This window comes from Aurantiacibacter hainanensis, from assembly GCF_036321025.1.
Classification (GTDB): Bacteria; Pseudomonadota; Alphaproteobacteria; order Sphingomonadales; family Sphingomonadaceae; genus Alteraurantiacibacter; species Alteraurantiacibacter hainanensis.
Genome location: NZ_JAZAPB010000001.1, coordinates 1,461,261 through 1,484,211, shown reverse-complemented (window position 1 = coordinate 1,484,211; position 22,951 = coordinate 1,461,261). Strand labels below are relative to the sequence as shown.

Here is a 22,951-nt window from a genome sequence, read left to right as displayed (position 1 = left end):
GTGGATGACGGCAACGGCGGCACCGACACCGCGACCGTCACTATCACCATCACCGGCCAGAACGATGCACCGGTTGCGCTTGGCGTGACCGGCGATGCCGACGAGGACGGCCCCTCGATCGTGGTGACCTCCGACTACTCGGACGTCGATGCGAGCGACACGCACACCTTCACGGTCGATGACAGCGCGACCGCAGGCTCTGTCACCAACAACGGGAATGGCACGTTCACCTACGCCGCCAACGGGGCGTTCGAGTACCTGGCCGTGGGCGAGACCGCGACCGATACGTTCACCTACACCGTGGATGACGGCAACGGCGGCACCGACACCGCGACCGTCACTATCACCATCACCGGCCAGAACGATGCACCGGTTGCTAATACTGACGGTAGCACCGAGAATGCTGACGTGTCTCATTCGGGCAACGTGCTGGACAACGATACCGACGTCGATTCGCTAGACATCCTCAGCGTCTCCGCCTTCGAGAACGGAGATGGAAATGCCGGAACCATCGGCACGCCACTTGCGGGCAAGTACGGCACGCTGACACTTGCCGCAGATGGCACGTGGTCCTACGCCGCCGATCAGACTAATAGCGATGTATTCTCACTCCCGCTGGGCGACACGATCAGCGAGAGCTTCAGCTACACCGTGGATGACGGCAACGGCGGCACCGATACCGCGACGCTGACCGTCACCATCGTCGGCATCAACACCACGCCCGAGGCTGTGGACGATACGGGCAGCGCGGTGGAAGACGGCCTGCTGGCAACGGGCAACGTGCTGGTCAACGATATCGATCCCGATACCGGGGCCGTGCTCTATGCCGAACTGGTTAACGCGCCCCCTGCCGGGTTCTCCATGTCGCCCGACGGTGCATGGGAACTGCGCCCGTGGTTCCTGGAATACCAGTCGCTGGCCGAGGGCGAGGAGCTGGTGCTCAGCATCGACTACACAGTCACCGACGAAAAAGGCGCGAGCGATGTCGGCACGCTGATGATTACCGTCACCGGTACGAACGATGGCCCGGTCGCGGTGGAGGATACCGATACCACGGACGAAGACACCTCGATGCTTATCGACGTATTGGCCAACGATACCGATATCGATAACGGCTCGGTGCTGAATCTTACTGGGGTCAGCACACAACCGGGCTGGGGATCGGTCAGTATCGAGAACGAACAGGTCCGTTTCGATCCTTCAGGTGCCTTCGATCACTTGGCGGTGGGCGAAAGTGAGCAGATCGTCATCGATTACACGATGGAGGACGAAAACGGCGCATCGGCGGCGGGCCTCGCCAGGGTGACCGTGACCGGCACCAACGATGCCCCCACCGTCGCTGACATTACCCTGAATACCATTGTTGGATCGGGACTTCCCCAATCCATCGTATTCTCCGTTATCGATCGCCCGACGCTGGAGACGGTCGACTATTTCGTGGATTCCGACGGCAACGGCACGTTGGACCAGATACACACCTCGGACGTCGAGACCTTCTTCGGGCCCGCGGCCGCCAACTACGGCCTCGATTCCGCCGACCTGAACGACGATGGCTTGCAGGATATCGCCGTTGCCGGCCTCTACCAACTCGTGGTGTTCCAGGGCGTAGGCGATCCCGATGGTAACGGAGTGCAGGACTTCACCCCGCTTTCGCTGGGCTACGACATCAATTTCCAATACCTCGACGTCGTCCTGACCGATCTCGACGGCGATGGCCTGGAAGATGTGGTCGCGGCAAGCTCTGGCAATTTCAACGGACTGGTCTGGCATAAGAACCTTGGCGACCAGACCGGCGATGGCCTGGCAGACTTCGCCGGTCGCCAGATCCTTTCCGGCATGCCGGGCAATCCCAAGTACGGCATCGACAGCGCCGACATCGACGGCGACGGCGACAACGACCTGGTTGTTACCTCGTACGCCTATGGCGGTACTTCTGTATTCCATAACCAGGGCGTGAACGGGGCGGGCGCGCCCCTCATGCAGCAGGAAATCATCCCTGATGTTCCGCCTGGAAATACCGCCGGCGTGACCTTCGCCGATATCGACGGCGACGGTGACCAGGATTTCGTGGTTTCGAACTTCTATCCCGGCAGCAACAACGCCGTTTACCTGAACGTCGGCAACGGCAGTGATGGGCTCGCCGACTTCGAGATCTTGAGCCTTTCTACGGTCGATCGCGCGTGGATGAGCGCGGTGGGCGACCTCGACGGCGATGGCGATCTCGATATCGCCTTCACGAACGTGGCGAACGGTAATTATTTCCAGATTGCCATCAACGAAGGCGACGGCGACGGTGACGGCAAGCCCGAATTTTCCATCCAGTCGATAGCCTTGCCTACTACTCCGTACAGCCGCGGGATCGACATCGCCGATCTCGATGGCGATGGCGATAATGACATCGTGCTCGCCGACTACCAGAACCGCGACATGATCATCGTTACCAACGATGGCGGGCTCGACTTCAGTGTCGAGACGATCGACTCAAGTTATCGCTTGTGGGACGTCGTGGTCTTGGGTGACGGCAGCGCTGCGATCGCCGAGGATGGCCTCGCCGTCACCGCACAATTCGCCGGGGACGATGTCGACAGTGACGATGATCGTGGTTCGCTCACCTACAAGGTGCTGACCGACCCCGCCGAAGGCACCGTGATCAACCATGGCGACGGCACTTTCGATTTTGATCCCGGCAGCGATTTCCAAGATCTGGCGCTGGGCGAGAGTCGTACGGTTACGTTCACCTACGAAGCGACCGACCAGCACGGGGCTACGTCGGGCGTGGGAACAGTCTCCATCGATGTGGCGGGCAGGAACGATGCGCCCGTCGTCACCGAAATTGCGGTCAGCGCGGACGAGGATGGCCCGTCGGTTACGCTGAGCGGCAGCTTTACCGATGTCGATACGAGCGACACCCACACCTGGGTGCTCAACACGTCAGGCACGGCAGGCAGCGTCATCAACAATGCCGATGGCACCTACAGCTACGATTCTAACGGCGCGTTCGAGTACCTGGCCGCGGGCGAGACTGCGACCGATACCTTCCAGTACGGCGTTACCGACAGCAGCGGCGCCACGAGCTTTGCCACGGCGACTGTCACTGTCACCGGTCAGAACGACGATCCAGTGGCCGAGGACGATGAAATCGCCAACGATGGGCTTGCGGGTGTCAAGCTTACCGGGGCGAGCGTGCTGGTGTTCGACAACGACGCCATCGTCGATACCGTCGGCGGCGCTAGCAGCGAATCCGACACGATCCAGGCGAGCCTAGCGGCGAAGGGGCACAGCGTTAGCACCACGACCGCGCTCCATGCGGAAGGCCTGGCAGCGGCGCTGGTGGGCAAGTCGGTATTCGTCATTCCCGAACAGGAACGCGGCGACCTCGGCAATTCGCTCGACGCCGCAGCGCGCGAAGTGCTGCGTGATTTCGTGGAGAACGGCGGCTCCGTCATCGTCTCGTACGATTATCGCAATACGATAAACGAAATCTTCGGATTCTCACTTTCAGTAACCGGGGTGTTAACAACGACGCTGACAAGCGAGGCGCTCGGCACCACGTTCGAAGGCGGCGCTGCTTCGCTCGGCACGCCGTCGGCGACAGGGGCCTTGCTCAAGTCGTCGCTGCCGGAAGGCTCGCTGTCGATCTACGACGACGGAACCGCAACGTCGGTGGCGGTCATGCCCTTTGGCGACGGGCAGATCACCGCACTAGGCTGGGACTGGTACAACGCTGCCCCTCTTGGCAGTTACAACAGCGGCTGGCTTGACGTGCTCGATGCGGCGGTGAGCACAGCGGATGGCGATCCGATAGTAACGGAAGACGACATACTGACTATCAGCACTTCCGAACTGCTCGCAAACGACTCCGATATTGATGGCGACACGCTGAGCATAGTTTCCGTGACAACGAGCACAAATGGTGCCTCCATCGAGATAAATGGTGATGGAACAATAACCTATGATCCTACCGGTTCAGCAACAATTCAGGCGTTGAACGTGGGAGAATATCTTGTCGACAGCTTTACCTATTCAGTAAGCGATGGGAATGGTGGCATTCAGACCGCGACGGTTGCCCTCGAAGTCGAAGGTCGAAATGATGACCCAGTCGCAATTTCTGATACTTTCACTGTTCCTACGAGTGGCCTGACAGTCCTCGATGTGCTTGCGAACGATCTGGACGCCGATGACCCGCTTTCAATCATTTCGTTTGATCAGCCGAGTGAAGGCAGCGTCTACGTCGATGCAGACACCGGCGAACTCTATTTCAACCCTGATTCAGATTTTGAGAGTCTGCCGAGCGGCCAAGACGCGGTTGTTGAGTTCAACTATACAATTTCTGATTCAACCGGTAGCACTTCTACAACAAATGTGACGCTGACGGTGGAAGCTATGCCGGCCTCCTACGATATCTGACGGGAGTGAGAAAGTGGCGTCACCTCTCCTAGTGCAAATGCGTGTCACTCGTTGCGTGGGTGCCACGGGAAATCTTGTTTTTTGAGCTTTTGTCAGAGGTCGAAAGGCAAAAAGCCTGGTGAAGGTCTGCAATCCACCCCATCTCGGAAATTCGAGGCACAGCGCGCTTGCGCCAAAAGCAGTCTAAGTGAGAGGTCGTGGGGGTATGTTTGGGGGTATATCGTTACGTCGTTGAAAAAATATCGATGTTTTTCATTTTATTAGACGCATTTGTCGATTCCCGCTACCTCAGCGATGTCCTGCCATTTGGACAAGTAATGGGTCGGAGACCCACACGCCCGCTTCGCTTCCTGCCCATGCCTGCGCCCTTGGGGCGAAAGGGCACCGGACTGCAGCCGGTGCCCCTATGCCCACTTTTCCGGCAATCGCTCATTCCGAGCGCGTCCTCGCCATCACCTCGAGGCGGGCAACCTGGATCGCCTGGCCGGCGCGCGCGAGCCGGATGATGGCATCGCGCCGGGGCGTGACTTCGGCAAGCGTCTCGGCCCGGCAGCGACGGGCGTTGATCGCTTCGAGGTAGCCGCCCAGCGGAGGGCCGCAAACCCGGTTGATCGCCCGGCGCAGCCGCCGGTCGAATGTCCCCACACCGGCGTCCGTCCTGAGATCCAGGTCGGTGAAGTCCACCGTTTGGGAGGGGGAGGTCTGCGCGACGGCGGGAGCCGCGGGCAGGCTTGCCGCGAGCGCCAGGCCCGCCAGCACGAATGTTGTTCTGATAATCATGTCCGATCTTCCTTCTTCCGGGTCCGGGAGAGGTTCTCGCCGGACTGGAAGGAAGGTGCGCCCGTTGTGGAACGGTTCGCTACCATGGGCGGCTTACGACGCCTTATGTGTTGCTGATGCGGACCCGATTTCATTCCATCAATTGCGATGGCGCTACGTGTAACGCACTCTTGAGTGTATGATCGTGCCCATCAGACAGGGGGTAGGCGAGTCGTGCACATGCCAACGCGCGAAGGGGTGGCCGCAAGGGTTGATCTCGCCCACGAAGTTCCTTTCACCCTAGGGCCTATCCACGTCGAGCCGGCGCATCGCCGCATCTGCCGCGACGACCGCGAACTCATTCTCGAGCCCAAGGTGATGCGAGTGCTGACGGCACTCGGCCGCTCCCCCGGTACGATCCTCTCGCGCGACGACCTGATCGAGACATGCTGGGACGGGAGGATCGTCGGAGATTCCGCGGTCGACAGGGCCATCTCGCTGCTGCGGACGGCGCTTCGCGAAATGGCGGCAGACAAGGTGGCGCTCGAAACGATCGCCCGTGTCGGATACCGGATTCTTGTCGACCCGTCGGTCGAACCGCAGCTTGACGAGGCCCTCCCCCACGCCCGGCCAGCCGGCCGCTTCCGTCGCTGGCAGTGGATCGCGCTCGCGATGATCCTGCTGGTGCTCGGCGGGGCAGGAGCATGGATGCTGCGCCAGTCGCAGGAGCCTGTGGCGATCGCGGTCATGCCCTTTCGGGCACTCACCCCGGGAGAGGAGTACTTCGCCGACGGTCTGGGCCAGGAGATCGCGTCACAGCTTGCGACCGAACCCGCCCTGCGCGTCGCCGGCCGCAGTTCGACCGAGATGTTCGCCCGCAGCGCAACCGACGTCGGCAAGATCGGCGAAGGCCTCGGGGTGAATTTCCTGCTCGAAGGCAGCGTGCGGCGCGAAGGCGCCAGGGTGCGGATCGACGTCAACCTGACACGCACCAGCGACGGCATCAGCCAGTGGTCACGCGTTTTCGACGGCGAATTGAAAGATGTCCTCTCGATGCAACGCGACCTGGGCAGGGCGGTGCTGGCCGGGCTGCACCGCGAGGTGTCCGGCTCCAGGCCCGAGGAAGCGGCACTCTCCACCAGCGGCGAGCTTTACCGCGAGTATCTCACCTCCCTCGCCCTCATGCGCGAGCGCGATCGTCCCAAGATCCTGCAAGCCAAGTTCCTGCTCGAGGAAATCACCCGCCTCGACCCGGGCTTTGCTCCCGCATGGGCGCAGCGGGCCAAGGCTGAATCGATGCAATATCTTTTCGACCCGGCCTATAGTGCAGAAAAGCAGGCGGCCTCCGATCGCCTGGCCCTGTCCTTCGTCAACCGGGCGATCACTCTCGCGCCCGAGCTGCCCCAGGCCTACGCTGCCCGTGCTCTCGTGCAGTACCAGAACGGCATAGCGGCAATACCCGACCTTCAGCGCGCGGTGGAACTCGAGCCGAGCGATGCCGAGGCCTGGTACTGGCTCGGCAACGCACTGAAGCAGGACTCCCGCTTCGAGGAGGCAGCAACAGCGTACCGGCGCGTGGCAGAGCTCGATCCCTACTGGGTACGGGGCGAAGTTGCTGCTCCCTTCCTGTGGGACATGGGCGAGCGCGAAGAGGCGCGCGCTCAGCTCCAGCGGGTTATCGATTTCGCGCCCGAAGGCTCGCAGCGCGAGGCGGCGCGGGCGCGCATGGCGACGTGGCGCGGCGACTGGTCGGGGTTCATCCTGCACAGCAACGAGGCGATGAAGCTTACCTCCAATTTCGAGCAGCAGATGATCTGGGGCATAGCGCGCAACGGTCGTCTCGCTCGGCTCGGCATCCCCTTCGAAGTCGTCGCCGTGCCGCACCCCAGTATTCACGCGATCCAGGAAGCGCTTGCCGGCAACTTGCCATCCCTGGAGCGCATCGCGTCATCGCACGGGGGTGAACGAGAGTTCTGGAACGGGCCGGTCCACCCCTACCTCTTTCCGCGGCTGCTGCTCAACGCCGGACGCTCGGCGGACCTGGTTCACCTGTATGACGTGCCCTTCGGTTCGCCCCAGGCAATGGACGAGGCGCTAGGGATTTTCCTCGTCGATGTCGCGCCCGACCTGGCCGTCGGCCTGCAGCGCGAAGGCCGGGCTCGCGAGGCGTCCGAGCTGCTGGCGCGGGCAGCTGCGCGGATCGAGCGGACGCGCCAGTTCGGCCCGTTGCCGGGCAGCTTCGAGGAACGGGTCGCGCGGGTCTATGCGGCACAGGGACAGCGTGAAAAGGCAATCGCCAGTCTCAGGCGCGCAGTCGCGCGCGGCTGGCCGAACAACCATTACGGGGACCTCGGCGCATGGCTTCTTCCGCCTTTCGATACCGAGCCGGCCTACGTCGCCATCAAGGACGATCCCTGGGTGCGCGAACTTGACGGGGAGATACAGCGCAACCTCGCCAAGGAGCGCGAGGAAGCCCTGCACATCGATCTCTTCTATCCGCGGCCTTCCGCATGATCCGTAGCCGATCCATCCTGCCCCTGGCAGGTGCCCTTGCGATAGCGACAACAGGAGGAGGGGCACAGGCCCGCCAGCAGCCCGGGGCTGAACCGGGCGAGGGCAGCATCATCGTCACCGGATCCCGCATCGCCCGGCCGGACGAAGCCAGCGCCAGCCCGATCCAGACGGCGAGACACGAGGACTTCGTTCTCACAGGCGTCGCCTCGGTCGAGCAGACGCTCAACCTGTTGCCTCAGATCCAGCCGAGCTTCACCAACACCTCGAACAATCCCGGCACCGGGGCGGCGACCCTCGACCTGCGCGGGCTGGGCAGCGTGCGAACGCTGGTGCTGGTCAATGGCCGCCGCTGGATTGCCAGTAATGCAGGCGAAGTTCCCGAGGTCGACGTCAACACCATCCCCGCGGCCCTGATCGAGCGGGTCGACATCGTTACCGGCGGGGCGTCTGCGGTCTATGGCTCGGACGCGGTGACAGGGGTCATCAATTTCCTGCTCAAGGACGATTTCGACGGTCTCCACCTCGATGTTCGCCAGAACCTCTCGGAACGCGGTGACGCGCGCGTGAGCAGCGCGGACCTCAGCTTCGGCACGGACTTCGCCGGAGGACGCGGACGCCTGATCGCGTCACTCGGCTGGCTGGATCAGGCCCCCGTCCTGCATTCGGCGCGCCTCCTTTCGCGAGAGGCCCTGGCCGACAACTGCGCAGTGCCGGGCACCCGTGGACCGACGGGGGCGAGCACGCCCGTCAACGATCCCACCTGTGCCCCGCCCAACGAACTGGCGCTGGTCGCCTCGGGCTCGCCCGCGATCCCGGGCGCCCGCTTCGCTCCCGTGGCCTTATTCGAAGTGCCCGGCTCCGATCTTCTTGCTCCCAACGGCCCGGGCCTGCGCTTCGATGCGGATGGCACGCCGCGACCGTTCGTGGGGGCTTTCGACTCCTACAACTTCGCGCCGGCAAATTATCTGCAGGTCGGTTTCGAGCGCTGGAGCGGGAATCTCCTCGCCTCGGTCGACCTGCCCGGAGGAATCGAACCCTACGTCGAGCTGTCGCTGGTGCACACCACCAGTCCGCAGCAGCTCGCACCCGCCCCCTTTATTGATCGGGTTTCGATCGCGCTCGACAACCCGTTTCTCACCCCGGAAGCACGCGAGGTGCTCGAACGGAGCTACGGCGTCGACGCCGCGGGACAGCGTGCTATCGTCGGCTCGCCGGCCACCGGCGTGAGGGTCAATCCCGCCTTCACCGGCGATGCCGACGGCATGGTCACGCCTTTCCTGTTCAGCAGGGTCGATCTCGGGCCACGGCGCTCCCTTAACGAGCGGGAAGCGTGGCGTGCGCTGGCGGGAGTCCGCTGGTCGCCATCGCCGGACTGGACACTCGATGTCCATGCGAAGAACTCGCGGGTCGAGCACCAGGTGTTCTACGAGAACGCCGGCTCGACAGCGCGGTTTCGCCAGGCGCTCGACGCCAGGCGCGATGCAAGCGGCACGATCGTCTGCCGCGACGCCTCGAACGGCTGCGCTCCTATCGACATCTTCGGGCCGGGGCGGGGCAGCGCCGAGTCCGCCGACTTCATCCGCGCCGAACCGCAGGACCTGACCATTGTCGAGGAACAGGTCGTCGAAGGGTTTCTCACCGGTTCGCTGCCTTTCCTCGAGGCCGGGGCGGTCGGGATTGCCGCAGGGGCCGGGTGGCGCCGCAACTCCTACGATTTCCGTCCCGATCCGCTCCTGTTATCCGGCGACATACTGGGCTTCATGCCCGGTACGCCCGCGGCCGGCAGCGTGTCGCAATGGGAGCTGTTCACCGAAGCGCGCATTCCGGTAATCGCGGACGCGCCATTTGCGGAAGATCTGAACTTCGAACTTGGAGCGCGCTATTCGGATTACTCGCGGATCGGCGGGGCCTGGACTTTCAAGGCGCTATCCAGCTGGTCGCCTGTCGAAGCGCTGCGTCTGCGCGGCGGTTACCAGCGGGCCGTGCGCGCGCCCAATGTTCGCGAACTCTTCGCCGTGGCCGAGACGACGGTAGGTTTCGTCGGAGACCCTTGCTCGAACGATTTCCCCTCGACCCGCCCGTTGACCGACGATCCCGCCATCGCCGCCGCCTGTATCCGCAACGGGGTGCCCGCCGAGATAGTGGGGACACAGATCTTCTCGGCGCCGTTGGTCACCTCCAGCGGCAACCCCGCGCTCGGCCCGGAAACCGCGCAGACCTGGACTGCGGGCGCAATCCTTTCGCCAATGCCGGGACTGCGCTTGGGGCTGGACTACTACGATATCCGGATCGCCGACGCGATCGCCTCGCCCGAACCGATCGTGCTGGGCTGCATCGCCGGAGCCCTGGCCGATCCGCAGGACTTATCCTGTCGCTCCTTCCAGCGGGCAAGCGACGGAACGATAGTCTCGCTCACCACGATGCCGATCAACTTCGGTTCGCTGCAAGCCCGGGGGATCGACTGGCAGGCAAGCTTCAACACCCAGCTCGGGCTCTTCTCGGGCGATGACCGGGTCAACCTGCTGCTGAGCGGCACGCACTATTTCGAGAACAGCTATCGCACGAGCCCGACCACCGAGGAATCGCAATGCGCCGGCTCATTCGGCCGGCCATGCGGAAACACAATCGGCGGCAGTGCGACGCCGCGCTGGAAGCTGTTCAACCAGCTGTCCTATTCCTGGGACGACTTTCGCTTCAGCCTGCGCCACCGCTGGTTCTCCGCGACGCGCGACGCGCGCTTTGCGCAGGGAAGAACGTTCGGCCTGCCCCCGCCCCGCCTGCCAGCCGAAGGGGAATGGCTGGAGGCGCGCCACTATCTGGACGCGGCCGTTACAGTCGGAATAACTGCGAATGCATCCTTCACGCTGGGCGTAAACAATCTCACCGACGCGAAGCCGGCGATCACTGGCACCAACCAGGTGCAGGCCAATACCGATCCCTCGCTCTACGATGTTCTCGGGAGGCGCTTCTTCCTGAATTTGACCCTGAGCGCGTTGTGAACAGGCACCAGCTCAAGTTAACACCCATGGCTGATTTGCTGGATCAGTGATCCATCAATCCAGATTCACCCGGCGACGAATTCCAGCTCGTAATTGCGGGTGACGCCGGTATCGCGATCATTGCCCATCAAGTAGATGATGACCTCGTATTGACCTGTCGCGGGGGCGACGCCCGACCAGAAATCCGCGTCCTGAGCCTGTGAGCCAACGAAGATGGCATCGCCAGGCGAGCCGCCGGGAGGCAAGACATTGAAGTACATCGTTCCCGGTCCCGATAGCGAGACATTGATCGACTGTTCCTCAACCGCCTCGAACCGATGGCTGGAAATCTCGTTGCCGGTCACGCTGCCGGAGACCGAACCCGGTGCGACGGGGCTGGATAACTGCGGTCGCCCACCCTCGGGCACGGACACGATCGCTACACCGTCTATGCTCGCGACCACCGTTCCGCCAAGTTCGTTGGCGGAAGCGCGCGTCGGGCAGCCGACGAGTACGGCGCTGTCATCGAGGTACTCGCGCGTCGCAGCTGCTTCGCCCAGTCGGCGGCAGGGATCGCCCTTGTCTGGATAGCCTTCCCCGAACGGAGCCAGACTTTCCGGAATACCCCGCGCTGCGCGCTGCTCCGACATGGGCGGGGTATCGGGATCGATTTGACCGGCCTCCACCTCCGGAGCGGTATTCTCGACATCGCCGGTCACTTCCTCGACCTCGCCAGAGGAGCCACAGGCAGCGAGGCCCAGTGCGAAGACGGCAACAGCGCATAGACCTCTCATGACTTCATCCTTTCTTGCCCGTCGGCCCAACTGCACTCTCGTAATGCGGCGGGGCCGGACCTTTGCCCCCGGTCCGCAACCCCGCTTCGCTACGCGTTGTCGCGACTGCCTGTCTTCTCGGAATCGTCGACAATGTGCACGTCGCGCCGCGGGAACGGTATCACGATTCCGCGCTCGGCAAACTTGGCGGCAATAGCGAACCTGAGATCACTGGCCGTGGGTGCCCCCGTCGTGACTTCCTCGACGAAGCAGAGCAGTTTCACAGTGATCGAGCTATCTCCGAAGTCGTCCATGGCGACTGCTGGCGCAGGTTCGGTCAGGACATTCTCGTGCTCGGCAGCAACTTCGAGCATCGCATCTCTTACGGCTTCCAGGTCGGAATCGTAGGCCACGCCAACCGGCACGATGATACGCGCGGCACCTTGGGCAAAGCTGTAGTTCTTTACGCTGCCGGTGATGAATTCGGAATTGGGGACGATGATCCAGTGTCGGTCCCAGGTCTCGATATGCGTCGATCGTACTGCAACTTTCCGGACCACGCCGGAATGGCTGCCCACTTCGATCCAGTCACCTTCGCGAATGGGACGTTCGATCAGCAGGAGCACACCGCTGGTGAAATTCTCGACGACCTTCTGCAACCCGAACCCGATGCCGACGGAAAGCGCGCCGAAGACGAAGGCGAGGCTCGTCAGGTCCAGGCCCGTACTGGCAATCGCGATCACCGCTGCCAGCATGATCCCGATGTATCCGATGCCCGTGACAATCGCCGCGGAAGCCCCGACGTCGACTCCCGTCTGCGGCAGGACCGCCGTGCGCACGAACCGCTGCAGCCACTTGGTAATCAGGAAGCCGGCGACGAAGACTATGCCGAACTTGAAGGCATCGCCGATCGAAAGGGTGATGTCTCCGAACTCGACCACGGTTTGCAAGGCAACGATTGCATCCCCGATTTCCTGCGCCCGATAACCCCACACGATGGCGAAGAGAGGAAGTGTCGCGACCGCAATCAGGAAGCCCGTGAAGATGGGCAGGAGCCGCAGGACTTTCCGGTAGGTTCGGAACGTGTTGTCGGCGAGCAGCTCGAAAACCAGCCGTAGCGAGCGATGCATGAAGACGGCCACCGCCAGGATGGCGATCGATGCGACGCTTGCGGCGAAGACGTCGAGTGCAAGCGTGACGTATCCGAGTACCGCGGCCACGACCGTGGCGACCACGAGGATCTTCAGAATTTTCGCAATCGCGCCGGACAAGTCCATGGGCTGGTCGTGCGGAGCGACACTTGCCGCCTCCGATTGCCGGGCCTCGAGGTTCGCCACCGTCTCCAGATGCGCGCGGCTCGACCGGATGACATTGGCGAGGTTCCAAACCAGCCAGCTTCCCAGAAAGACAAACAGGGTCTCGAACAACCAGTAGATGTCGCGCTCGACCAGGCCGAGCTGGTCGGCCGAGGCAAGGATGGCGGCGAGGGCAAGGACGATACTCAGATTGCGGACGATGCGGACACCGCGTCGCGCCTGTTCCGAGGTAAGCTGGACCAACCGCAGATCCGGAAATGGTGATCGCAGGGCGCTGTGCCCCAGCCACGAACCGAGCGCGACGATAACTGCCGCAAAGACCACTATGGCAATCGCGTTGAAGACCGAGGCGACGTCGAGAAAAAGGGAAATTATCAGACCGATTGCAGTGAACGCGAACAAGGTTGCGACCAGGATCAGAAGGGCTGCCAGCAAGTCCTCGACGAGCGCTGTGACAAGCCTGCCGGCCTTGGTCTTCGAGCGCAGGAAGCGCTGTTGAAGTCTCTTGATGACCCTGCGCCTTGCAGCCGTCCCAACCAGTAAGGGACCCAGCACGATCAGAACGACGGCCGCGGCGATCCGCTGGAGTATGTCAGTCGCCGAATACCTAGCAAACTCGGCGGGAGCACCGCTGGCGATTCCACCCAGGGTAACACCCAGTTGCGCAAAGCCGTCGATCCACAGGCCCGGATTGATGAGAAGCCGTCCTCGCTGCCATTTCCGCTCGGATTCGATTCTGCCTATTTCGGCATCAAGTTCATCGACGACGGCGGCAGCACGCGCCGAGGCTTCGCGAACTTCCAGCAAAGGCATGAGCTGGGTAGTGAGCCTTTCATCGAGCATCTGGCGCCTGCTGGCGACGGCAGCCGGTTCGCTTGCGCCCTCTGCCGGCGCGGGGCCAAGAGCATTTATCTGCGCTTCGACCAGGCGAACGCCAAGCGACCGTTCGTCGGCTATCGAGCGGGCAAGATCGCGATCGGCAGCAAGTCTGCTCCGGAGTTCCTCCAGGCGTGTCAGTCGTTCCAGCGGGCTGCTGGCCGTATCGTCTTCCAGCGCTGCGACAGCCGCCTGGACGTTCTCTTCAAAGCCTTCGAACTGCTCGAGCGTCACCAGGGGATTGGTCGGTTCCTCGAAGACCTCTTCGGCTATGGTGTCTACGACATCCTCGATCGGAGCATCGCTACTCTCGGTAGCGAGTTCCTCTGCCGCAATTTCCCCAGTTGGGTCGATTTCCGCGTTCTGCGCGCTTGCAGAGGGAACCGGGAGGCTGATGGCGAGAAAAGCCGGGACGAGGCGGGCCAGGAACTGGAATTTCCGCATGAAATGCCTTCCTTCCCTGGCGAAGCCAGACGCGTGACCTCATCGGATTCATCGTGCCGATAAACCTATCAGACCGGCTGTCCATGTCGATACTTGCTCATATTGCGACATTCGCGAGTACAGAATGTGTTCGATCTGACGCCCAGCAAAGATCAAGACCTGTTTCCAATCCAATACGACCGTTGGCCTAGGTTGCCCTTCGCCAGGACTTGAACCATTCTTCCTCTCTTGAAGAGAGGATCCGATTGCTATTGGGGTAAGCCATGGCCCACTCGATCCAAGCCTATCTCGACAATAGAGGGCATCTCCACACCAGCGCCAGGAGTGCCGTGATCGGTGACATTACGCATGCCCTCGGACGCGTCGGCGAGGAAAGCGGTCTCACCGAAGGGGTGGCCCGGCTGATCCTGGAGAAACGGGAGCAGATCGAGAAGGCTTTCGCCGATCTTGATGCGCTCGACGAAAAGGAGCCGATCACCATCGACCCTCGTCGCAGCGATGTGGTCGAAGTTCTCGACCTCGAAATGAAGACGAAGCGCGGCCGCAAGTGAGATATCGGAGAGCCGCGGCTCTCCCTGCCGCGTGGGCGCCGACTATTCTTCGAGGTTCATGCGGTGGCGGTCGAGTTCGCCGACGTCCCCGGAATTGCCCTGCCTTCTCGTTTCCCGCCTGGGGGTAGCTGCCGGCTGCTCAAGCGCCGGCGGTGTCACCGGCATCGGCTCCGGCTCGGGATCGTTGAACCAGCCCCAGCTATTGGATTCGGCAGGCGGCGGCGGTGGCACTTCCGCTTTCGCCAGGACCGCGCCGGGTGCGGGGCTCGTCGGTCCGCTGTCGGCCTCGGCCTGCGCCAGTTCGGGAGGTTTGTCGGCATTGGCGACCTTGTCGATGACGCCGCCTTCCTCGACGAGCGAAGACGCCACAAAGATGACGCCGATGGCCATGGTTGCGTAGAGTCCTTTGCTCATCGTCTGCTCCTTTGCCGTGGCGGCACTAATTCCCGATGCACCTCAGGAACACGAGGACTCGCCGCCGGACCCGGTGATGCCGGGGCCGAGGTTACGGTCGTCGCGAATGGCGAAGATGGCCTCTTCCCTGAACGTGGCCGTTTCGCCGAAGGTGCCGCGCAGGATTCCTTCGTGCTCGTAGTAGACTTCGGCCACCATCACGGCGGATCCCGGCGCCGCGCGGATCACGTTGTCGTCTCGTCCGACGCCGTCGATCTCGGTCGAGCCCAGGCCGTTGTTGGCGCCATCGTCGCCATAGATCGATTCCGCTTCCATATCGCCGGCGCACCGTTGCCAGTGGATGTACTGCAGCCCGGTGACGTCATCGTATTCCAGGCTGGAAAGAATGATCCGGCCCTTTTCGCCCAGGTCGAAGCTTTCGCCCTGGCGCAGGGCGCCCGACATGATCGAATCGATGTCGGCTTCGGTCACCGTGGGGGTGACGCTGCTGTTGTCGGTCTGCCCCAGGCGAGAGGCGTTGTCAGCGAGCGAGATCGCCGTCTGGCTCACCTGCATGTTGATCGTGGACATGTAGGCGAGTTCCACGCCGGTCAGGCCCAGGCCGATGAACAGCGGCAGGATGAACGCGAACTCGATGGTGGACACCGCGCGGGTTTCGGTGCGCAGCCGTCGCAGCATGCGGCGGACGTGAGGCCATTTGCGTGTCATCAGCTGCATGTCCCTGCCTGCGATGAATAGCCCTCTTGGTTGGCGAAGGGCTGGTTCTTCTTGATGGCGCTCGACGTGAGGGTGCGCGTGCTCCAGGGCTCGCCGATGAACGGCACCTTCACCAGCGGTTCGTACGAGGCCTCCACGGTGTAGATCACCACGTCGTTTGCGCCGCCGTTGCCAGAGACGCCGATATCCTGGTCCCACTGCCCGTTGGCGTTCTCGTCGACGAAGGCCTCGCCATCGTTGCAGATGCCGTTATCGTCGGCATCGTTCCACTGCTCGGGCCGTTCCACGTCGGCGAAATCGAAATAGCTGGTGCGCTCTGTCTCCAGTTCCACGCCCGGCATTATGCCCTCGATCTGCTGGAGCACCAGGGCGTCCGCGGCGTCGGTATCCCCCCCTTCGAGCGAAGCGTCGCGCGCGGCGGACTGCACCGCGCCGTTCAGAACCGACTGGGCATAGACCATCTGTCCGATATCGAAGGTTCCCAGAAGCAGGATGAGGAAAGTGGGAGCGATCAGGGCGAACTCCACCATCGTGACGCCGCGCTGGTCATTCGCCAGGTCCCTTCCCAGCGTGTCGTAGGAGTGCCTTACCGTCATTGCACGATCCTCAGTTCACCGACTTCCTTGGCGATTTCCTGGAAAGCCTCGTTCAGCTGCTCGGCGTCCTCGGCGAGGAAGGAGCTGTCGTCCGACCCGCAGGTTTCCAGATCCTCGGTAAGACCCGTGGCAAAGGCGATCACCCACAGCCGGATGCCCTTCGCCTTGACCGCCTCGCAGACGGCGAGGAAGCGCTCGGTGTGACGACGGGCATGGTGGTTGGAGCCGTTCGCCGTAACGCGCCGGTCGTGATACTCGATGCCGTATGCGCTCTGGATGGAAATGCTGGGCTGCATCGCACCGTCGGTCATGAAGATCATGTGCCGCGACACGTTGCCGCCGTTTGTCGGTTCCAGATTGACGTTGCTGGCGAATATGCCCTCGGGCGAACTGACTCGCGCACCCCAGAGCACGCCCAGGTCGTGATACGTGTTGCCTACGGCGATCAGCGAGTCGGCGTAATTGTCGAACGCGTCCTCGTCCATTTCCTGCAGCAGCTGCGCACGCTGCGGGCAACGCGAGACCGCCTGGCCGCCGTACTCGGTTTCATGGGCATTGGTAAGGTCCCAGTAGCCGCCATACCAGTTGCTGACCCACTCGGTGCGGTAATAGGCAACTTCCGGCCACATCGGCCGCCACTTGGTGGCGTCGTCCGAATCCGGAGCCGAGTCGATATCGAGATCCTTGGCGCTGACAGGCGTGATGCCGACCACCGAGTTGTAGGTGAAGCTTGCCGCCGGGGTCGTCTCGCGTTCCTCGATGCAGCCCTGCCAGGTCGAACTGACATCGGTGCCGCCATCGCCGGTGGGCGTGGTGACCGATGCGAACGTCTTGTAGGTGCTGACGTCGTAATCCATCTGCTTGTAGATGAAGTGCGAGAACTCGGTGGTCTCGACCGTCATCATCACGGGGTCGCGCGTCTCGAAGCTGTACTGGTACCTGTCACGCGCATATTCGGTGAACTGCGGTGCCCAGTAGCGCACCCGGTTACCGCCCCATCCCCGCTCTTCACGCACGCACGTATATGTCCGGCGGGTCTGCCGCTGGGTGGTCGTGGTGGTGGTGACCTGCTGGCCCCGGTTGTTGATCTCGGTCCCCGTATCGGTCGAGGAACCGCCCGAGTTGGACCAGTTGGTGTCGTTGGGCAGATCGCGGTTGCAGGAGTTCCGCCCCGAGTATTCGGTGTCGTTGAGCAGCCCTTCTTCCACGACCCAGGAATCGCTTTCGCCCGAAGACGTGGAGTATTCGGGTTCTTCCCAGTGCGAAAACTCGCCGGTTTCCACGACAACGGTTTCGTACTGCGGCTCGCGCGACTGGATTTCCATTTCGTCGACGAGCCAGTTGGACTGCAGCAGGTGTCCGACGTTGATCGTCTGGCTGTAGGGGACGAAGGCATAGCGGATCCGGGCATTGCCGCCCGCGGTGGACGCTTCCACGGTATCGTAGAAGTTCTTCATGGCGTCCTGCAGCATCGACAGCTTGGTCGGTCCGCCCGCTTCCAGCGTCCAGCCCATGGAGCCCGTGCTGTCGAGCACCATCGTCACGTCGCTGTTTCCGACGCCCATGGATGCCGAGCAGGCCACGCTGATGGTAATCGTGTCGAAGCCGAAGACCTGCATGATCGAGGTTTCGACGTCGGCCGAGGCAGTGCCACTGATCGTATTGCCGTCATCGTCCGATGTCGGCGTGAACACGACGTTGCGCGAGCTCTGCCTGTCTTCATCGTAATTGTTGGCGAAGTAGGCGTTGGCCTCGGCCTGCACATCCGCATCGAAACCATCGGTGCCGACGGCACGCCGCCCGGCCAGGACGCCCGCATCGCATGCCGCCTGCAACCGGTTCTCAGCCTTGTAGGCCCTGCTCATGTCGATGCCGCCGCCGACGATCCCGGCAAGAACCAGGAAGCCCATCGCGGCAATAGGAAGCAGGCTTCCCGTCTCATCCAGAATCAGACGGCCTGCCTGATTTCTGTCCCTGTTGAGTTTTGACATAGGCATGCTCTGACAAGCGTCGCTACGCGCTTCCTTCCTGAGGCAATTCGCATTGGCCCAGGGAGCTAGAGAACAAGCTATAAGGAAATGTCTGTGGTTAGCCTTGCTATGGGGTTAACGGCAGAACACGGCTCCAATAGATGAAACAAACCCAGCAAGTTGTTTGGATATCACGACCCGTAATTATCCGGCTTTTCTGGCGCCGCACCTTACCAAGGCGTGTCCGCCAGCTTCCGGATTATTATGTTGCCCCGTTCGAGAAAGGCCGGTTGAGGCGCACGATTTCCAGATTGAGGATCGCGGCGAAACTCACCCAGGCCAGGTAAGGCACGATCAGCCAGTTGGCCAGGACCGACCACTCGCGCAGGACCACGCAGAGGGCGAGGACCGACAGCCAAAGGAAAGGCACTTCAGCCAGGGCAGGGATCGGGGCAAGTGCCCTTCTCTTCGGGAAGGCAGCCGAAGCGGCAATCCTCCACCACCGAAATCGGCGGCAGCAGCGCGGCCAGTGCGCGGGCGGCGGTGGACTTGCCGGTGCCCCGGTCGCCGAACACCATCACCCCGCCCACGGCGGGATCGACTGCGGCGATCAGAAGCGCCTGCTTCATCTCGTCCTGACCGACGATCGCGGAGAAGGGAAAGCGCGCCATGTGTCAATCAGATTGGACGCGTTTGTGTCATACGGCAAGTGCCCTTGGCACCGCGCTCATCACGGCTTGAAGCGTCCTCCGCGGATATGGGTGAAGCGCCGTCCGCTCTCGTCCAGTTCGTACCAGGCGATGGTTTCCACCTCGCGCACGTCGCCCGCTACGGTCGCGCCGAACTCGTAATCCGGCCAGTCCTTCACGGTGCGGAAAGTGGTGTGGCAATACATCGCGACATTGCGCGGACCGATCAGTACGCCCTGCACGTCCACGTGCTCGTCGATATGCGCGCGGACCTGGCGGTAGAATGCCAGGATGTTCTCGCGCCCCTCGATCCGCTTGCGGCTGCCCAGCTCGAATACCACGTCGTCGGCGTAGAAGCGCCCGAAACCGTCGAAATCGGCGGCATTGAAGGCGGCGACGTAGGTGCGGAAATCGTCTTCTGTCATCGTGATATGCCCTTGTTGTCGATCAGCCGCGTTCCCCCGATGCGGGCGGCGACGAACAGGCGGGCGTTGCCGTTGTCGGCAGCGAGCGGGGCGATGCTGTCGGCGTCGCGCAACTCGGCATAGTCCACTCTGGCAAAGCCCGCGCCCAGCAACTGGTCTTCCAGCATGGCCAGGGTCGGGCCGACTTCCTGCCCGTCCCGGATGCGGGCGATGGCCTCGTCCATGGCGCGCGGCAGCGTGGCGGCGGCGGCACGGTGCTCGGGCGAAAGGTATGCGTTGCGGCTGCTCATCGCCAGGCCATCGGGGTCGCGCACGATGGGCACGCCGTGGATCGCATCGACGTGCGGCCGCACGAGGTCGAGATCGCGCGCCATGCGGCGGATGACGGCCAGCTGCTGCCAGTCCTTCTCGCCGAACAACGCCATGTCGGGCCGCACCTGGTTGAACAGCTTGCACACCACCGTCGCGACACCGTCGAAATGGCCGGGGCGGTCCGCCCCGCACAGCCCGGCACTGACGCCGGAAACGCTGATATTGGTGGCATAGCCTTCGGGATACATCGCCTCTAGGCCGGGCGCCCACAGCAGCGCCACGCCCTCCCCTTCCAGTTTCGCCGAATCTTCCGCCATCTGGCGAGGATAGGCGTCCAGGTCCTCCCCCTCGCCGAACTGGCGCGGGTTGACGAAGATCGAAACCGCGACGTGATCGGCCATCTTCGCCGCCTCGCGCACAAGGGTCAGGTGCCCCTCGTGCAGCGCGCCCATGGTGGGAACCAGCGCCAAAGTGCCGGATTCGCGCAAGTCATCCACAGCTTGGCGGAGGTTGGAGAGGGTGCTGACGGTTTGCATGAACGCGGCGCTCCGATAGACTGCCAGTTATACTGCGTAGTTGCGGCCTAGCGCCGCAGACCCATTAGAGAAAGACCGCCAGTGACAGCGCCTCACCGTATCGTCTTCGCCAATGAAAAGGGCGGAACCGGCAAGTCCACCACCGCCGTCCACGTCGCCGTGGCCCTGGCCTACCAGGGGGCGAAGGTCGCCGCGCTCGATCTCGACACGCGCCAGCGCACCTTTTTCCGCTATTGCGAGAACCGCGCCGAAACGCAGCGCCGCCGCAATGTCCGCCTGCCCGGCCCGACGTTCGACGTCTGCCATGGCGACACCGTGGAAGAGCTGGAGGAGGAAGCGCGGCGGATCGGGGAAGGCGCGGACTTCCTGCTGTTCGATACGCCGGGCCGCGACGATCCCTTCGCGCGCCACGTGGCCGCCAGCGCCGATACGCTGGTAACGCCGATGAACGACAGCTTCGTGGATTTCGACCTGATCGGACAGGTGGACGCGGAAAGCTTCAAGGTCCGCAGGCTCTCGTTCTACGCCGAGCTGATCTGGGAAGCCCGCATCAAGCGCAGCCGCGCCACCATCGAGGAGCAGAAGCGCGAGATGGACTGGGTCGTGGTGCGCAACCGCACCGGCTATACCGACGCGCGCAACCAGCGGCGCATCGACGAGGCGTTGACGGAGCTTTCGAAGCGCGTCGGTTTCCGCGCCGTGCAGGGCCTTTCCGAACGCGTGGTCTACCGCGAACTGTTCCCCTCGGGCCTCACTCTGCTCGACAAGGGGCACCTGGGCGAACTGGGCACGAGCCACCTCGTCGCCCGGCAGGAACTGCGCAACCTCGTGGTGCTCCTGAAACTGCCCGTGCCGCAGCGGGGAGACGATACGGTGCAGCCTGCCACCACCCCCATGGTCGAGCCGGCCTGACACTGATGGGCAAATTCATCGTCATCGTCGGCGTCGTGATCCTGCTCTACTACTGGATCTTCAAGCGCTGGCCGTGGCAGCCCAAGGTATCCGCGCGCGAGCAGGCCGTGACGCGGGCGCGGGAAACACTCGGCGTTTCGCGCTTTGCAACCAGGAATGACATAATTGCAGCGCATAAGCGCCTTGTCGCCCTGGTTCATCCGGACAGGGGCGGCAGCAGCGAGCAGGTGCACGAGGCCAATGCCGCGCGCGACCTGCTACTGGACGGATTGCCCGACGACACGAAATAGCCGCTGGCCTGACAAGACCGAGGAGCCGCAATGAAACACACCTTCGACCCCACCGTGCTGCGCGAATACGATATCCGCGGGATCATCGGCGAAACCCTGGGGGCCGACGACGCCCGCGCCATCGGCCGCGGCTTCGGCACCCTGCTCCGGCGCGATCTCGAAGGAGAGGACGAGCAGCCGAAGGTGGCCGTGGGTTATGACGGGCGGGTGAGTTCGCCGATGCTGGAGCACGCCCTGATCGAGGGGCTGACGGCCAGCGGCTGCGATGTGCGCCGGGTCGGCATGGGCCCGACGCCGATGCTCTATTACGCCGAAGCCTCAGCCGAAGAGGTAAAAGGCGGCATTCAGATAACTGGCAGCCACAATCCCGCCAATTACAATGGCTTCAAGATGGTATTTCGCGGACGCCCCTTCTTCGGCGCCGACATCCAGCGGCTGGGCGCCATCGCGGCCGAAGGGGACTGGGTCGACGGGTCCGGCGAGGTCGAGAGCGTCGACATCCTCGAAGAGTATATCGAGCGTCTCCTGACTGCACTCGCGGGGGTGGACGAGAGCGCGCTCGCCGGCGTGAAGGTCGGCTGGGACGCCGGTAACGGCGCCGCCGGTCCCGCGCTCGAGCTCCTCGCCAAGCGCCTTCCGGGTGAGCACCACCTGCTGTTCACTGAGGTCGACGGAAATTTTCCCAATCATCATCCTGATCCCACTGTCGAGGCCAACCTTGCCGACCTTCGGGCGCTTGTCGCGGACAAGAACCTCGACTTCGGAGTGGCTTTCGACGGCGACGGCGACCGCATCGGCGCAATCGACGGCGAAGGCCGCGTCATCTGGGGGGATCAGTTACTGATGATCTATGCCGAGGACCTCCTCGCAAAACTACCTAACTCCACGATTATCGCCGATGTGAAGGCCAGCCGCGCGTTGTTCGATCACGTATCGGCCTGCGGCGGCACGCCGCTGATGTGGAAGACGGGCCATTCGCTGATTAAGTCCAAAATGAAGGAAGTTTCCTCGCCGCTGGCGGGCGAAATGAGCGGGCACGTCTTCTTCGCCGACGATTACTACGGGTTCGACGATGCGCTTTATGCCGGTGTCCGCCTGCTGGCCGCTTCCGCGCGGCTGGGCAAGTCGGTCACACAGCTGCGCGGCGACATGCCCGACATGCTCAACACCCCGGAAATGCGCTTCCAGGTAGACGAGAGCCGCAAGTTCGACGCGGTCGACGAGGTGAAGGCACGGCTGACCGGTGGCGATGCACCCGAAGGCGTCGAGGTGAACGCCACCGACGGCGTGCGCGTCACCACGCCCGACGGTTGGTGGCTGCTGCGCGCCTCCAACACGCAGGACGTGCTGGTGGCCCGTGCCGAAAGCGACAGCGAAGACGGGCTGGAGCGACTGATGAACCAGATCGACGAGCAACTGGCCCTGAGCGGCCTGGAACGCGGCGAAAGCGTGGGGCACTAGGGAGTAGGGTC

Annotated in this window: 17 protein-coding genes and 1 pseudogene; 7 read left to right on the top strand and 11 right to left on the bottom strand. The window is 63.0% G+C overall.

Annotated features, from left to right (window positions below):
* Window positions 1-4,407 (top strand): cadherin-like domain-containing protein (locus AAA989_RS07455; RefSeq protein ID WP_338242158.1); only part of this gene is annotated, 4,407 nt, incomplete at its 5' end.
* Between the two features lie 429 nt (window positions 4,408-4,836).
* Here AAA989_RS07455 and AAA989_RS07450 read toward each other — a convergent pair.
* Window positions 4,837-5,187: a UrcA family protein gene (locus tag AAA989_RS07450; protein ID WP_338242156.1), complete on the bottom strand. Its 351-nt coding sequence runs from the start codon at window positions 5,185-5,187 to the stop codon at window positions 4,837-4,839.
* A gap of 219 nt (window positions 5,188-5,406) precedes the next feature.
* Here AAA989_RS07450 and AAA989_RS07445 point away from each other — a divergent pair, with 219 nt between their 5' ends.
* The gene (locus AAA989_RS07445) at window positions 5,407-7,680 is read left to right on the top strand and encodes a winged helix-turn-helix domain-containing protein (RefSeq protein ID WP_338242155.1); all 2,274 of its coding nucleotides are present in this window, start codon (window positions 5,407-5,409) and stop codon (window positions 7,678-7,680) included.
* Window positions 7,677-10,679 carry a TonB-dependent receptor domain-containing protein gene (locus AAA989_RS07440; protein ID WP_338242153.1) on the top strand — a complete coding sequence of 1,001 codons (3,003 nt, stop codon included), beginning with the start codon at window positions 7,677-7,679 and terminating at the stop codon, window positions 10,677-10,679. Before AAA989_RS07445 ends, AAA989_RS07440 begins: the two co-directional genes overlap by 4 nt.
* A gap of 65 nt (window positions 10,680-10,744) precedes the next feature.
* Here the strand turns inward: AAA989_RS07440 and AAA989_RS07435 are convergent, their stop codons facing one another.
* Window positions 10,745-11,452, bottom strand: a complete 708-nt coding sequence (locus AAA989_RS07435; protein WP_338242152.1) for a hypothetical protein — start codon at window positions 11,450-11,452, stop codon at window positions 10,745-10,747.
* 89 nt (window positions 11,453-11,541) lie between these two features.
* Window positions 11,542-13,590, bottom strand: a complete 2,049-nt coding sequence (locus AAA989_RS07430) for a mechanosensitive ion channel family protein (RefSeq protein ID WP_338242151.1) — start codon at window positions 13,588-13,590, stop codon at window positions 11,542-11,544.
* 740 nt (window positions 13,591-14,330) lie between these two features.
* Here AAA989_RS07430 and AAA989_RS07425 point away from each other — a divergent pair.
* Window positions 14,331-14,618 (top strand): hypothetical protein, encoded by a 288-nt coding sequence (locus AAA989_RS07425; RefSeq protein ID WP_338242150.1) that lies wholly within the window; start codon window positions 14,331-14,333, stop codon window positions 14,616-14,618.
* A gap of 42 nt (window positions 14,619-14,660) precedes the next feature.
* Here AAA989_RS07425 and AAA989_RS07420 read toward each other — a convergent pair whose 3' ends face one another.
* From AAA989_RS07420 to panC, 8 genes and pseudogenes are all read right to left on the bottom strand, one after another.
* Window positions 14,661-15,032 carry a hypothetical protein gene (locus AAA989_RS07420; protein ID WP_338242149.1) on the bottom strand — a complete coding sequence of 124 codons (372 nt, stop codon included), beginning with the start codon at window positions 15,030-15,032 and terminating at the stop codon, window positions 14,661-14,663.
* A 42-nt stretch (window positions 15,033-15,074) separates the two neighbouring features.
* Window positions 15,075-15,740 carry a TadE/TadG family type IV pilus assembly protein gene (locus AAA989_RS07415; RefSeq protein ID WP_338242148.1) on the bottom strand — a complete coding sequence of 222 codons (666 nt, stop codon included), beginning with the start codon at window positions 15,738-15,740 and terminating at the stop codon, window positions 15,075-15,077.
* Window positions 15,740-16,345 carry a TadE/TadG family type IV pilus assembly protein gene (locus AAA989_RS07410; RefSeq protein ID WP_338242147.1) on the bottom strand — a complete coding sequence of 202 codons (606 nt, stop codon included), beginning with the start codon at window positions 16,343-16,345 and terminating at the stop codon, window positions 15,740-15,742. Before AAA989_RS07410 ends, AAA989_RS07415 begins: the two co-directional genes overlap by 1 nt.
* On the bottom strand, window positions 16,342-18,336 hold the full coding sequence (locus tag AAA989_RS07405) for a TadE/TadG family type IV pilus assembly protein (protein ID WP_338242146.1): 1,995 nt from the start codon (window positions 18,334-18,336) through the stop codon (window positions 16,342-16,344). Before AAA989_RS07405 ends, AAA989_RS07410 begins: the two co-directional genes overlap by 4 nt.
* A 241-nt stretch (window positions 18,337-18,577) precedes the next feature.
* Window positions 18,578-18,745 (bottom strand): tryptophan-rich sensory protein, encoded by a 168-nt coding sequence (locus AAA989_RS07400; protein WP_338242145.1) that lies wholly within the window; start codon window positions 18,743-18,745, stop codon window positions 18,578-18,580.
* Window positions 18,746-18,821: 76 nt separating this feature from the next.
* Window positions 18,822-18,986: pseudogene (locus tag AAA989_RS07395) on the bottom strand (ATP-binding protein); the annotation flags it as partial.
* 59 nt (window positions 18,987-19,045) lie between these two features.
* Entirely contained in the window at window positions 19,046-19,429 is a 384-nt protein-coding gene (locus AAA989_RS07390; protein WP_338242143.1) for a nuclear transport factor 2 family protein, read from the bottom strand.
* Entirely contained in the window at window positions 19,426-20,277 is an 852-nt protein-coding gene (gene panC / locus AAA989_RS07385; RefSeq protein ID WP_338242142.1) for a pantoate--beta-alanine ligase, read from the bottom strand. The genes AAA989_RS07390 and panC overlap by 4 nt, the downstream gene beginning before the upstream one ends.
* Window positions 20,278-20,358: 81 nt before the next feature.
* Here panC and AAA989_RS07380 point away from each other — a divergent pair, with 81 nt between their 5' ends.
* The 3 genes from AAA989_RS07380 to pgmG are packed head-to-tail and all read left to right on the top strand — an operon-like array spanning window position 20,359 to window position 22,940.
* Window positions 20,359-21,189: a division plane positioning ATPase MipZ gene (locus AAA989_RS07380; protein ID WP_338242140.1), complete on the top strand. Its 831-nt coding sequence runs from the start codon at window positions 20,359-20,361 to the stop codon at window positions 21,187-21,189.
* Window positions 21,190-21,194: 5 nt separating this feature from the next.
* Window positions 21,195-21,479 (top strand): J domain-containing protein, encoded by a 285-nt coding sequence (locus AAA989_RS07375; RefSeq protein ID WP_338242138.1) that lies wholly within the window; start codon window positions 21,195-21,197, stop codon window positions 21,477-21,479.
* A 30-nt stretch (window positions 21,480-21,509) separates the two neighbouring features.
* The gene (gene pgmG, locus AAA989_RS07370) at window positions 21,510-22,940 is read left to right on the top strand and encodes a phosphoglucomutase/phosphomannomutase PgmG (RefSeq protein ID WP_338242137.1); all 1,431 of its coding nucleotides are present in this window, start codon (window positions 21,510-21,512) and stop codon (window positions 22,938-22,940) included.
* The last annotated feature ends 11 nt before the right edge of the window (window positions 22,941-22,951 follow it).

Excerpts from the sequence above, each read along its gene's own strand:
- AAA989_RS07450 (WP_338242156.1), bottom strand. The coding sequence starts at position 5,187 with ATGATTATCAGAACAACATTCGTGCTGGCGGGCCTGGCGCTCGCGGCA.
- AAA989_RS07445 (WP_338242155.1), top strand. The coding sequence starts at position 5,407 with ATGCCAACGCGCGAAGGGGTGGCCGCAAGGGTTGATCTCGCCCACGAA.
- AAA989_RS07440 (WP_338242153.1), top strand. The coding sequence starts at position 7,677 with ATGATCCGTAGCCGATCCATCCTGCCCCTGGCAGGTGCCCTTGCGATA.
- AAA989_RS07435 (WP_338242152.1), bottom strand. The coding sequence starts at position 11,452 with ATGAGAGGTCTATGCGCTGTTGCCGTCTTCGCACTGGGCCTCGCTGCC.
- AAA989_RS07430 (WP_338242151.1), bottom strand. The coding sequence starts at position 13,590 with ATGCTCGATGAAAGGCTCACTACCCAGCTCATGCCTTTGCTGGAAGTT.
- AAA989_RS07425 (WP_338242150.1), top strand. The coding sequence starts at position 14,331 with ATGGCCCACTCGATCCAAGCCTATCTCGACAATAGAGGGCATCTCCAC.
- AAA989_RS07420 (WP_338242149.1), bottom strand. The coding sequence starts at position 15,032 with ATGAGCAAAGGACTCTACGCAACCATGGCCATCGGCGTCATCTTTGTG.
- AAA989_RS07415 (WP_338242148.1), bottom strand. The coding sequence starts at position 15,740 with ATGACACGCAAATGGCCTCACGTCCGCCGCATGCTGCGACGGCTGCGC.
- AAA989_RS07410 (WP_338242147.1), bottom strand. The coding sequence starts at position 16,345 with ATGACGGTAAGGCACTCCTACGACACGCTGGGAAGGGACCTGGCGAAT.
- AAA989_RS07405 (WP_338242146.1), bottom strand. The coding sequence starts at position 18,336 with ATGTCAAAACTCAACAGGGACAGAAATCAGGCAGGCCGTCTGATTCTG.
- AAA989_RS07390 (WP_338242143.1), bottom strand. The coding sequence starts at position 19,429 with ATGACAGAAGACGATTTCCGCACCTACGTCGCCGCCTTCAATGCCGCC.
- panC (WP_338242142.1), bottom strand. The coding sequence starts at position 20,277 with ATGCAAACCGTCAGCACCCTCTCCAACCTCCGCCAAGCTGTGGATGAC.
- AAA989_RS07375 (WP_338242138.1), top strand. The coding sequence starts at position 21,195 with ATGGGCAAATTCATCGTCATCGTCGGCGTCGTGATCCTGCTCTACTAC.
- pgmG (WP_338242137.1), top strand. The coding sequence starts at position 21,510 with ATGAAACACACCTTCGACCCCACCGTGCTGCGCGAATACGATATCCGC.